Source organism: Ignavibacteriales bacterium (assembly GCA_016709155.1).
Lineage (GTDB): Bacteria > Bacteroidota > Ignavibacteria > Ignavibacteriales > Ignavibacteriaceae > JADJEI01.
On the sequence record JADJEI010000001.1, the window covers coordinates 708,734 to 721,041 of the forward strand.

At 33.9% G+C, this 12,308-nt stretch carries 9 protein-coding genes and 1 pseudogene; 3 read left to right on the forward strand and 7 right to left on the reverse strand.

Annotated elements, in window-relative coordinates; translation table 11 throughout:
* The first annotated feature begins 25 nt into the window (after positions 1–25).
* Positions 26–1,165, forward strand: a complete 1,140-nt coding sequence (secF, locus tag IPH11_03620) for a protein translocase subunit SecF (GenBank protein MBK6912791.1) — start codon at positions 26–28, stop codon at positions 1,163–1,165.
* A 136-nt stretch (positions 1,166–1,301) separates the two neighbouring features.
* Here secF and IPH11_03625 read toward each other — a convergent pair whose 3' ends face one another.
* From IPH11_03625 to IPH11_03655, 7 genes are all read right to left on the reverse strand, one after another.
* Entirely contained in the window at positions 1,302–3,833 is a 2,532-nt protein-coding gene (locus IPH11_03625) for a SpoIIE family protein phosphatase (GenBank protein ID MBK6912792.1), read from the reverse strand.
* Positions 3,830–5,512: a SpoIIE family protein phosphatase gene (locus IPH11_03630; GenBank protein ID MBK6912793.1), complete on the reverse strand. Its 1,683-nt coding sequence runs from the start codon at positions 5,510–5,512 to the stop codon at positions 3,830–3,832. The genes IPH11_03625 and IPH11_03630 overlap by 4 nt, the downstream gene beginning before the upstream one ends.
* Positions 5,509–5,946, reverse strand: a complete 438-nt coding sequence (locus IPH11_03635) for an ATP-binding protein (GenBank protein ID MBK6912794.1) — start codon at positions 5,944–5,946, stop codon at positions 5,509–5,511. The genes IPH11_03630 and IPH11_03635 overlap by 4 nt, the downstream gene beginning before the upstream one ends.
* Positions 5,933–6,307: an STAS domain-containing protein gene (locus tag IPH11_03640; protein MBK6912795.1), complete on the reverse strand. Its 375-nt coding sequence runs from the start codon at positions 6,305–6,307 to the stop codon at positions 5,933–5,935. The genes IPH11_03635 and IPH11_03640 overlap by 14 nt, the downstream gene beginning before the upstream one ends.
* Positions 6,308–6,325: 18 nt before the next feature.
* On the reverse strand, positions 6,326–7,876 hold the full coding sequence (locus tag IPH11_03645) for a SpoIIE family protein phosphatase (protein ID MBK6912796.1): 1,551 nt from the start codon (positions 7,874–7,876) through the stop codon (positions 6,326–6,328).
* A 415-nt stretch (positions 7,877–8,291) separates the two neighbouring features.
* Positions 8,292–9,857, reverse strand: a complete 1,566-nt coding sequence (locus tag IPH11_03650; protein MBK6912797.1) for a hypothetical protein — start codon at positions 9,855–9,857, stop codon at positions 8,292–8,294.
* A complete protein-coding gene (locus tag IPH11_03655; GenBank protein MBK6912798.1) occupies positions 9,854–10,447 on the reverse strand; it encodes a sigma-70 family RNA polymerase sigma factor in 594 nt (197 codons plus the stop codon). The genes IPH11_03650 and IPH11_03655 overlap by 4 nt, the downstream gene beginning before the upstream one ends.
* 141 nt (positions 10,448–10,588) lie before the next feature.
* Between IPH11_03655 and IPH11_03660 the strand changes: the two are divergent.
* Both IPH11_03660 and IPH11_03665 read left to right on the forward strand, forming a co-directional pair.
* Positions 10,589–10,929: pseudogene (locus IPH11_03660) on the forward strand (STAS domain-containing protein).
* 94 nt (positions 10,930–11,023) lie between these two features.
* The gene (locus tag IPH11_03665; GenBank protein ID MBK6912799.1) at positions 11,024–12,295 is read left to right on the forward strand and encodes an adenylosuccinate synthase; all 1,272 of its coding nucleotides are present in this window, start codon (positions 11,024–11,026) and stop codon (positions 12,293–12,295) included.
* The last annotated feature ends 13 nt before the right edge of the window (positions 12,296–12,308 follow it).

Consider the following 12,308-nt stretch of genomic DNA (forward strand, 5'->3'; position numbering starts at 1 on the left):
TTTGAAATAAGGAGTTATATATTAAATGAAAATTTTTGAAAATATACACATAGATTGGCTCGGTAAAAGGAAACTGTTTTATATGCTTTCCACATCTTTGTTTCTGATTGGAATGCTCAGCATAATATTCAGAGGCTTAGGTTTCGGAATTGATTTTAAAGGCGGAACAGAAATAGTCTTACAGTTCCAAAAACCTATTAATATTTCTGATATGAGAACAGAAGTTGAAAAACTTAACCTCGGCACAATTGAAGTTAAAACCTTCGGTGGAGAAACCGGCGCACTTGTTAGAACGGAACTGCAGGAAATCCCAAAACAGGTTTATCCTAAAGTTCTAGCAAGTATTGAAAAAGAAATTGATAATACTCTTCCGGGAGTTGAGCGAAAAATAATTGATTCAACTTCCAATTCGGTAACATTTCAATTTCCTAACCCCGATACAACTAATATTCTTGTTGATAAATTATTTGAAGCCGGGTTTCAGACAAGCAAAGTTTCGGAAGAATTAACTAACACACAAATGGTAGTTAGTGTTGGAATCGGAGATTGGATCAAAGAAAATCTTCGTGATAAATATGCAGACAATCCATTTACAATTCTTAAAGAAGATAGAGTAGGTCCAAAAGTTGGCAATGAATTAAAACAGGATGCCATCATCGCAATCATTCTATCGCTAATCGTAATTTTGATTTACCTGGCATTCAGATTTAAATTCATTTTTGCTTTTGGTGCAGTGCTTGCCTTGTTTCATGATGTACTGATCACTCTTGGATTCTATGCTATCCTTTATGATGTAATTCCCGGATTAAATCTCGAAATTGATTTAACAGTTGTAGCAGCATTTCTTACACTTATCGGTTACTCAATCAATGATACAGTAATTGTTTTTGACAGAGTTAGAGAAAATCTAAAAATTCATAAAACTATGCCGCTACTTGAATTACTAAATGCAAGTATCAATCGTACAATGAGTAGAACAATTTTAACCGGCGGAACAACCCTGCTTTCTGTTACCGTACTTTTAATATTTGGCGGCGAGGTTTTAAGAGCATTTGCTTTTACATTATTCTTTGGAATAATCATTGGAACATACTCTTCAATATTTGTAGCGAGTGCTTTAGTGTTAGAATATGCAACGAAGTATAATAAAAAAGTTCAGTTCTGATTAATTCAAAATTAAATTTAAAAAGCCGATGAATTATTTCATCGGCTTTTTCATTTTAAAATTATCGGAAATTTGTAATTCGGAATCTTGAATTTTAGAATGCTAAGAAATCAATTTACCTTCACAATCACCATTGTCAAATCGTCATTTGGTAAAGCACCGCCCTTAAATTTTTTATCTCACTCCAAACTAAATTCATAATTTCGGCTGAGTGACTTTGGGTTTTGCTTTTTAATAATTCAGTGAGTCTATCTTCACCGAACAACTCATTTTTATCATTCATTGCCTCGGTAATTCCATCAGAAAAGAAAGCGAATATTTGTCCGGGTTTATATTCTTTTTCAACTTCAACAAGAGTCCTGCTGAATATATCACCTCTCTCTAAGCCTAATCCAAGTCCTTGTGTTTTAATAGATTCAACTGTATCATTAAAGGCAACAAGCAAAGGCATATGCCCGGCTCGGCAAAATTTTACAGTTTGTTTTTCTACATCAAACAATGCGAGTGTGATGGTAACAAACCAATTACGCTCCATTGATTCGTAAAGCTGTTTATTAATTTCAATAAGAATTTCACGCGGTGATAAACTTTTAGCACAAGCAAGCTGCATCATTGTTTGAAGCTTAGTCATATAAAGAGCAGCCGAAAAACCTTTACCCGAGACATCACCAACAGCAACAAATAATTTTGTGTCTGAGATTTGGATAAGATCATAATAATCTCCACCCACCTGCATAGCTGGAATCATTTCACCGCATAGATCAAGCCCTCGCAGGTTTGGAACGCATTTTGGCAGAAGACCTTGCTGAATTTTTCGGGCAAGGTCAAGTTCTTTGTCCAGTTTTAATTTTTCATTTTCAGATTCATAAAGCCGGGCGTTTTCAACTGAAATTGCAATCTGATTTGCAGCTGCGTAGAGGAGTTCAATATCCTTTCCACCAAACTGCGAACCTGAATATTTCAGACCGAACATCAAGCAACCAATTACTTTTGATTTTACAATCATCGGCACAACTGTAAAAATTTCCTCCTCAATCAATGTTCTAAAATTCTCAGGAAAAACTTTTTCAAAATCCTGCTGCATAATTACCGGATTATTTATTATGAGGGATTTTTCACCGATAAACGAACTGATGAAATATTTCTTTATTACACATTCTGAATTTCTAAATCCAACTTCGCGTACTAATTTTAATTCAGCAGAATCAAAATCCCGAAGAAGAATTCCAAACTTTTTTATTTGAAGCGCATCAAGAAATGTGTCTTTCGTTAAATCCAAAATTCTGTCCAAGCCGGCAACAACGGAAATATCATTGCTGAATTTGATCAGCACTTTTTGATAAGCAAATTGCTCGGGATAAAATCTCCTCGTTAAAAAATCCTGAAACTTATCTTTGGTGGATTGAAATACAAAAGCAAAGATGAGGAAAAAAACTCCTGCTATGATGCCTTGGTTCTCCGAACCAATGGCACGGCTTATCCCCTGCCCCATTAAATAAACCACGAGAAAATATATGCCTGCAACACTTGCTGTGGCTATCCCGTAAGTTATCGTGTTCTTTATTACAACGCTTACATCGAGAAAATGATATTTGAATATTGCGTATGCAAACATCAAAGGGACGAGAATTAAAAGCAATATAGGAGTGTAATATTCAGGCGAATTAAATATTGTATCCGATATTGCCGGCGCAATAGTACTAACATAAAACTGAACCAAAAATCCAAACAGGAAAGCAAGAATAAAGATCATAATTGGTTTTTTGTTTTCTTTTTTCGATTCTTTTCTGTATTGAATTATTAGCGATATAAACGCGGTTATATTTGCAGCGATAACGAATATCCTAATTAAAGTTAGGAAAGTGTTAATGGTATTAACATTAAACTTTTCAGCAAGTGCAAAATCTTGAACTAATATTAATGCTGCTGCCATGACAAGGATGACAGTCAATATGAATACAATTTTAAGCCATTTGAATTTAGAAATTTTAAAAACATTCGGAAAGGTCCAAACAAAATAGAGCAGCACAATCGAAAAAGAAATGAAACTAAATACAATTATTTCCCATATCAACAAAGATGTAAGTGGATTCGTCTGTATGAACTTGAATAGAGATCCCCCGGTTGGAAATAATAAATTAATATTTGGAAGAGCTGAAAGCAAAGTAAAAGTAAAAAATAATCTTTGAGCTACACCTTCTGGTTTTGCACTGTAAACTACTAAACCAATTAATAGTAAAATGATAGAACTTAGAACTTGTGCAAGCTGCCCAAACTGAATTAATTTTTTAATGTAAACTTTCGTTGATAAAATTTCGCCATTGGATTTTCGAACTTTATAATCAGCGTAGCTGCCTTCCTCTACCCGATTTAGTATTTCCTGTGCTTTTAATACATCAACTATTTTCACACCACTAATTTCGAGAAGCTGATCTCCATTTCGAATGCCTGCATTATATGCCACTCCACCTATTTTTACAGATTGGAATTCGATTACTATTTCTTTGCTGTCGATCTTTTTGGGTATCCATAAACATTCATCATTTGAGGTAACATTAACTTCAATTACTCTGTAAAGGCAAATAAATAGTATCGCAAGAATAATCGCTGTTATTGAAGAAGCGATTTTAATTCGATATTTAAGGAATAATAGTTTAAGGTTTATCATTTAACTTTAATAATCATTAGTGTGATATCATCTGATTGAACTGCGCCCGCAGTAAACTTTTGTACTTCCGATTTTATATTATCAAGAATTTCAATTGTGGACAAATTAGAAATCTCTTTGGCTAACTTTTCCAATTTCTGATCAGAAAATTCTTCGCCGCCGGCATTCATTGCTTCAGAAATTCCATCAGTAAATAAAACCAGCACATCATCCTTTTGAAGCTGGAGTGTTTCGGTATTATAAGGCATTATGGTTTTCATCACGCCCAAAATCATTCCCCCTGCTTCAAGTTTTTGAATTTCATTCTTTCTAATTAACAGCGGAGGATTATGCCCGGCATTTACGTAGCTGATTTTTTTTTCCTTATCATCAAGCAGCCCCCAAAAGAAAGTAATGAATTTACCATCTGAAGTATTATCTGTAACCAAGTCATTTATTATTTGTGTTGCTTGATCAAGTGGATAATCCTGCCTGCACACAACCTGCAAAAACGCTTGCATATTAGCCATCAATAAAGCAGCCGGGAAGCCTTTCCCTGAAACATCTGCAATAGCAATGCAGCATCTTCTCTCATCAAGTTTAAGAATGTCATAATAATCACCGCCAACTTGTTTCGACGAAATATTTATAGCACTAACATCAAAGTTCTTTAACTCTGGGATTCGAGCAGGCAATAAATTTTGCTGAATCTCACGTGCAATCTCAAGTTCTTCTTCCAATTTTTGTTTTTCCAAAGCTTGCTTGAACAGTTTTCTATTTTCCAATGAGATTATTGCCAGGCTTCCGATAGAATAAATAAATTCGATATCATCAACAGAATACTCCTGATTATTAATTCTCTTTCCCAGCAGTATCATTCCTTTTGTCTTTCCCTGCACCTGCATCGGAACAGCTAATTCAACACCTGCTTGAAACAAAAGCGGAAAATTTTCTTCGATGTTTTTTTTATCTAGGTATGAATCAATTTTGGTGAGTTTAATTTCACTTAACTTAGATTGAAGTTCACTGGAAGAAAATTTTGATTCGAGAATTTGGACTAACTGATCTTCGATGGTTATCACTGCATATTTGGAAACAAGAAATTGACCAATCAATGAATAGACTAAAAGTTTTGCAACTTTAGTTGACTCTGAAAAGAGACCAAACTCCTTACTCAATTCAAAAAGCGAACTCAATCTTTGAACCCTTGAATCAAGTGCCCGGTTTACTAATTTAATTTCATTTAAGACTATGGAATTCTGGATGGCGGTTGCAGCAATATTTAAAATTGTTCGAAGGAAATCCTGATCGTCTTCGGAATAGGGCGTTCGGTTTAATTTTTCTCCGAGGCAGATGATTCCCACACAATTTTCCGAGCAATTTATTTTTTCAACTGCAGGGAGATTCAACTCAGATATGAATTGTATAAAACTTTGATCTTCAATTGAAAAATCTTCTGCCTTAATTTTAGGAAACTGCTTTAGTAGATCGGCACTAATTCCTTTTGAGGTTTTTATCTCTAAAAACTTATTCGCTTCCAGAATTATTAATCCACGTGTGGCTAAGAATTTACCCATGCAGGTAAGTAAAAGATTGTTGAGAATGAAATTCAAATCAAGATTGGAGTTGATGATTCTGCTGAACTCAACAAGTGCAGTGAGATTTCTTTTAACTTTTATGTTTTCAGCCTCGGAGATCATAATTGAGCAGCATTAATATTTTTTGAAAGCAGTACCTGATTATATTTCCCGGGAATGGAAACGTACTTAACTTCATCCATCAAAGTTTTCATCAAATACATTCCTAATCCACCGACGCGCTTTTCGCGATAATATTTTTGAAGATCCGGTTCGGGTATACTATTAGCCTCAAAAGAATTGCCGTAATCTTTTATCTTAACTACAAATTTCTTATCTGAATAGGAAATAGAAATGTGTATTTCGCCATCAGGCATTGATCTATAAGCATGTTTAATAATATTTGTGCAAGCTTCATCAACAGCAAGCATGACCTTATCAATCTGATCCTGCGCCATCCCGGCTTGCTCAGCCGTTCGTTTGATAAAATCTCTGATATCAGAAAGATTTTCTGTACGGCTTTTTACAGTTAGTTGATTTGATTTATTTTTTATCATTTTCAGGATTATTCATTTCTTTAAATTTATTTATAGCCTCTTCATCAGACTTAAATATCTCGTAAAGGAGAGGAAACCCGAGCAGGTCAAAAATGTTATAAACTTTTTCATTCATCGCTGTCAGTTTTATATCACCATTTTGCTCTCTGATCTTTTCAATAAAAGCCATAAAAACTCCGAGTCCGGCACTGCTGATATAAGCAAGATCTTTGAAGTTGACAACAATCTTAAAGTAATTGTTTTCTAAAAGATCGGAAAAATCGGTTTCCAGCTTCGGCGCAGTATGTGCATCAAGATAACCGTTGAGGTAAATCAGATTTATGTCACCTTCGTTTTTGATAAAGGTGTTGAATTCTGCCATTATGTTTCTCCGTTAATTTTAATTTTTATTCAATTTAAAAATGACCAATGTAATATCATCATACTGAGCAAGTGATTGAGAAAACAATGTGACCTGCTGTATTACGCAGGATGAAATTTCATCAGGTTCACTTCTTGAATTTTCAAGAATTATATTTTCAAATTTGCTATCACCAAAATCTTCCAGATTAGAATTTTTAGCTTCAGTAATTCCATCGGTGTACAAAACAAGAATATCTTGCTCTTTTAAATCTAAGGAAATCTCCTCAAGTGTTTCAGAAAAAAAATCCGATTCACTGATGCCTAAAGCAATCCCCGAAGGTTTAAGATTAGTTGCAATTCCATCACGAACCATCAACAAAGGGCAATGCCCTGCGCGGGCAAGACGAAGGGTGTTTTCATTTAAATCCAGAACACCAAATGCAGCACTGACAAAAGTTTTTTTATCGAGAGTAGTTAGAAGAATTTCATTTGCATTAACTAATATTTCTTTAGGTCTTGAAAGTGTTTTACATAGAGATTCAAAAATTCCTTTTATTTCAGCCATTATAAATGCAGCAGAAATTCCTTTACCTGAAACATCTGCAATGATAAATCCAATTTTATTATTATCAAGCTTAAAAAAATCATAATAGTCCCCGCCAACTTCAAATGCGGGAATAAAGACTGATGAGATGCTGATCCCTTTGAGTTGAGGATTTTTTTCAGGGAGAATTTTTCTTTGAATCTCGCGCGCAACATCTAATTCTTTTTCAAGTCTTTCTTTTTCAATTGACTGTTCAAGCAGCATAGAATTTTCTATTGCCACCGAAGCATAGTCCGAGAATGTATTTATTGCTTCTATGTCATCTTCATTAAATATTGCACTGCCTTTCTTTACTGCAGTTAAATAACCTCTAAGTTTATCATGAGTTTTAATCGGCGAAATAACTGCGCTGGAATATTTATCTTCAGGATTAGAGCTACTAATGAAATTTTTCACTTCATTAGCTTTTCTATCGAAGACTTCAGCAGTTGGGATATGAAATAGTGTTGTAAAAAATAATATAGAAAAATAAATAGAACCATAAAGCATTATTATCTCAAAAAAATTATTCAGTGAAGGTGAGAAGTTGATCAAAATTCTTGAGTGCACATCATTCTCGCCCGCACTTGAAAGATTTAATATGAAAAGCAGTACGATTAATATTGAAAGAACAAGTAAAGTCAATTTTTCTTTTTTCGATATAAAAGCAATCCACGATATCTTTAAAGAATTGTATATCATCAGCAAAACAGAAACAACAAAGAAAGTTTTTTCGATAAAATCAATATCTAATTCTTTTGGAATTAATGCTGAAACTGAAGCGAGCAGGAAAAAAACACACATTGTATTAAAATATGTCCCTACATCCTGACTCTGCTTATGAAAATATAATTCGCGGAAACTTAGAAGGAGATAAGTAAGGAATCCAAGCAAAATAAACACATAAATAAATGCGATCACTAAATAGAATAATCCCTGGTCGTTAATATTGTTTTTGATATCATCAAATAGAAACGTAATAACCGTACCCGAAATTGCGATCATAAAAAAAATGAGCGCATTTATTATTCCAATATGTAAGACGATTGATAAAGGACGGGATTTTTTAGCTTTGACCAGGTTAAGAAGATTTAAACTCAAAAAAAACAAAGTAAGTATCAGAATCAAGTCACTGATGACCAGTACCAAGCTATTACTGTACGAGATAAACACTGCTCTGAATATAAAAAGTCCCACAGCAAAGATTAGAAAAAACTGAAATTTTGAATTTTTGATTAATTGACTCAGTCCTTGTGTCATAAAAATAAATGCAAATAAAAGATTTGTTGGATTTCTGTTTAAGTTTTCCGAAAAGTTAATTGATAATTTGATTTTAACAAAGATAAGTTAGATGAGCGGAAAAATTGACAGATGACTAAAAAACAGGAAGGATGGTTTTACGAATGCAAATCTCTAAAATTCAAATTTCTATCACTTCAGCCTCCGGATTAATCTTTTTCTGTTCCAATTTATTTCGCCACTCTTCCATTTCACGTCGGAGATTCTCCATTTCCTTTTGCAGGGATTCAAATTGTTCCTTCATACTACCCCCTTGCGATTTTTCATCTCCATAGTTTTTGTAAAATTCCTTCAAGAGATTTTCTAATGATTTATCCTGAAATTGAAAATTCCTTGAATCGAACGAGTTCGTAGAATCGAAGAAAATTTTATTCTCCCTCAATATCGAATCTACATTTGGAATATTAATATCAAAATTCATTTCCCCTAAGGAATCAGATTCTTGAAATTTAAATTCAAAATGGTTTCCCTGTATTTCAGGAATTTCGGGTAAAACGAAACTGAAGTTTTGAAAATTTTTTGCGACGTCTTCAATTATTGAATTAATGCTGTCAAAATCTGGCAGACTGATTTCCGGTATCTGGATTTTGGGAATGTGAACCCGGCATTCGTTGGAATCAATAAATACCATAATTTCGTTATCAAATTTGCCATCACTATTAAAATTGTGGAGTGAACTGTCGAAACGAAATGTGAATGATTTAAAAACCTCAGCATTTTTTTTGTGGTTATTCAAATCTCTATTTAAGTTTTCAATTTTTTTATCAAACTCATCCTGGTCGAACTTAAACTTCTCACTAAAAATACTGTCGGGTGTTAAGAAGATGTAATTATTGTCGTGCAAATTTTTCACCTGTGCAACCAATCCAGCTACTTCATTATTACTTGCAAAACTAAATCCAGCGGGCATTACATCTCTGAATTTTTGTTTATTTGAATTTTCAGCAAATGACAAAATATCTGCAAGCATTGCTTTCTGATAACTCCACAAGCCGGGATTTACTGCAACAGTATTTTTATCATTCACAAGAATCAATGGTTCAATAGCAGTTGCATACACTTGAATTATTGAATCAATTTGTTCGGATTGTTTTGGGGTTAGTTCAAGAGCCGATTTAAATTTCTGTAAGTCAAGATTTTGCTGATTTTCATTCAGCGTTTTGATTTCAAAAACTCCATCACCCTTATCGTCATAACCAAACAAAAGATATTGCCCTTGAGATTTATCCAAAGGAAGCTGACCGTAAAAAGCAAAATCAAAAATATCCTCGCCGGAAACATCTGCTGCAAAAAGCAGCGGCTTAAGATTCTCTTTATAAAAACCCGCAATCTTAGATTTCTGCTGTTCAAATAAATTTTCAATTATGTTGGGATTAAATTTCAGAAAAATCATTAGCGCAATGGTGAGGGAACCAATAATTAAAGCAGGTGACCACCGTTTTAATTTAGCACTAATGTTTTTTTCTTCATTTAGCGATGCAGAAAGTCTCGTTTCAAAGTAAGGTGATTCATCAATTTGCTTGAATGAAGCAGCAGTTAATTTCTTAATACGCATTAAAGCGTCGTGCTCATTTTTGAGTTCAAGAGACGAATTAATTTTCGATTCGATACTTTGAATATCTTTGGGAGATAATTCACCATCTATAAATGCAGAAATGTTTTCCGAAACTGTATGAATTTTTGTCATGATCTTAACTCCTGTTCAAGAGGTTTAAGAATGTTTCTTAAACTCTCCCGTGCCCTGAATATGCGGGATTTCACTGTCCCGATTTCACAGCCCAATGATTCTGCAATTTCTTGATAGCTAAATCCTTCAATGTCTTTAAGTAGTAATGGAATTCTTAATTTAGCGGGGATTTTCAGTATGGCTTTTTGAACGATTTCAGAAATATCTTTTGAATCATGATCATGATGGTACCCGAAATCTTCGTTATCTTTGAAGTAACTGAAAATACTTCTGATCTTGATTTTCCTCAAATGATCTTTGCATTTGTTGATAGTAATGCGGTATAACCATGTTGTAAACTGCGATTCAAATCTGAAGTTTCTAAGGTTTTTATAAACATTAATGAAAACTTCTTGAGCTATATCATCAACACCATCTACGGAGCCGAGTGTCATGAAAATTATATTCCGGACCTTTTCTTTATGCCTTTTAACAATAAGGTTAAAAGCTGCTTCATCACCGTCAATGAATTGCTTAACGATTGAAAAATCATCATCAAGATTTAGGATCTGAGGTAAATGCAAATCGTTATTTTCCTTTTCTGAATTCATAGTTTAGACGTATTTTTTAGTTATAAGTTCCTACAAAATTAAACTAATAAATTTTATAGATTAAAATTAATTCTGAACATCATATATTTGCTTTACAATAAGTCACTAATTAAATTACTTCCGAAATTTTAGGAGATTCTAATGAAAATAAAAACTAGTGAAAAATACGGCGCTGTTATCATTGAGCTAAAAGGAAATGTGATGGGCGGCGAAGACACTAAAAATTTTACTGATTTGCTCCATAAACTGATTGACGAAAATAAATTAAATGTAATCGTTGATCTTGCAGATGTAAAATTTATGAATAGTTCTGGTCTTGGGATGTTAATCAGCGGTTTAACAACGATGAAAAAGCAACCGGGCACTTCAAGCTTGCTTCGGTTTCTGATAAAATCGAAAGCTTATTAATAATTACAAAACTGATCACCATTTTCGAAACTTTTGACAATGTGGATGCCGCCGTTAAAAGTTTCGCTAAATAAATTATAAATTTTCTTTCAGATATTAAAACTCCGAATAAATCCATTCGGAGTTTTTACTTCGTACTCTTACCTATTAATCAATAATGGAAAATAAATGAGCGTAACAGTTCTTGTCGGTAGTCAATGGGGTGATGAAGGTAAAGGAAAAATAGTTGACCTGTTGAGTGACAGGTATCAGATAGTAGCAAGATATCAAGGTGGGGCTAATGCTGGACACACAGTTGAAATTGATAATAAAAAATACATCCTGCATTTAATACCTTCAGGCATATTACGCAAAGATGTTATTTGTGTAATCGGCAATGGTGTTGTAATTGATCCTTCTGCATTACTGGATGAAATAAAATTACTTGCAGAAAACGGAATAGATGTTTCCGACAGATTATTTATTAGTCATAATGCACACCTCATAATGCCTTATCACAAATTGCTGGATAGGATAGGAGAAAGCGGCGATAATAAAATTGGCACTACCGGTCGTGGAATTGGCCCTTGTTATATTGACAAATTTGATCGTAAAGGAATAAAAATCGTTGATCTTCTGAATAAAAAAATTCTTGAAGAAAAGATTAGACAAAACCTAAAAGAAAAAAATAATATACTTCACAAAGTCTATGATCACGAGGGACTTGACGTAGAGGAAATTGTTAAAGAATATCTTGAATTTGATGTGGCAATTGATAAATACGTAAAAGATGTTCCTGTTTTTCTAAACTCCGAAATTGAAAAAGGCAAATCAGTTCTTCTCGAAGGCGCGCAAGGTGCTTTGCTTGATGTTGATTTCGGAACGTATCCCTTCGTCACCTCTTCCAGTCCAACCTCCGGCGGTGCGTGCACAGGCACAGGTATTCCTCCAACTAAAATTGATTCGGTAATCGGAATTGTTAAAGCTTACACAACACGAGTTGGAAATGGCCCATTCCCCACAGAATTATTGGATGACGATGGTGAAAAACTTCGTAAAATTGGAATGGAGTTTGGAGCAACAACAGGCAGACCAAGACGCTGCGGTTGGTTTGATGCTTTCCTGGTAAATTATTCTGCTCTAATTAATGGTATTACTTCTGCAGCTATTACAAAATTGGATGTTTTGAGCAGCTTCGATGAAATAAAAGTTTGTATCGGATATGAACTCAATGGTAAAATGTTGAAGTCTTTCCCAACAGATGTCGATCGCCTTTCAAGAATAAAACCTATCAACGAAGTTTTACCCGGTTGGAAAAAGGATATTTCAGACTGCCGAAACTATTCTGAATTACCGGCTGAAACGAAAAATTATCTCGAATTTATTTGCAAAAAGTCGGGCGTAAAAATGGAAATTATTTCTGTTGGTCCTAAAAGGAATCAAACTTTCTACGCTTTATAATTGGACTAAATGT

What these genes read in the sequence shown, in the direction of transcription:
- secF (MBK6912791.1), top strand. Translation starts at nt 26, where the DNA reads ATGAAAATTTTTGAAAATATACACATAGATTGGCTCGGTAAAAGGAAA.
- IPH11_03625 (MBK6912792.1), bottom strand. Translation starts at nt 3,833, where the DNA reads ATGATAAACCTTAAACTATTATTCCTTAAATATCGAATTAAAATCGCT.
- IPH11_03630 (MBK6912793.1), bottom strand. Translation starts at nt 5,512, where the DNA reads ATGATCTCCGAGGCTGAAAACATAAAAGTTAAAAGAAATCTCACTGCA.
- IPH11_03635 (MBK6912794.1), bottom strand. Translation starts at nt 5,946, where the DNA reads ATGATAAAAAATAAATCAAATCAACTAACTGTAAAAAGCCGTACAGAA.
- IPH11_03640 (MBK6912795.1), bottom strand. Translation starts at nt 6,307, where the DNA reads ATGGCAGAATTCAACACCTTTATCAAAAACGAAGGTGACATAAATCTG.
- IPH11_03645 (MBK6912796.1), bottom strand. Translation starts at nt 7,876, where the DNA reads ATGATCGCAATTTCGGGTACGGTTATTACGTTTCTATTTGATGATATC.
- IPH11_03650 (MBK6912797.1), bottom strand. Translation starts at nt 9,857, where the DNA reads ATGACAAAAATTCATACAGTTTCGGAAAACATTTCTGCATTTATAGAT.
- IPH11_03655 (MBK6912798.1), bottom strand. Translation starts at nt 10,447, where the DNA reads ATGAATTCAGAAAAGGAAAATAACGATTTGCATTTACCTCAGATCCTA.
- IPH11_03665 (MBK6912799.1), top strand. Translation starts at nt 11,024, where the DNA reads ATGAGCGTAACAGTTCTTGTCGGTAGTCAATGGGGTGATGAAGGTAAA.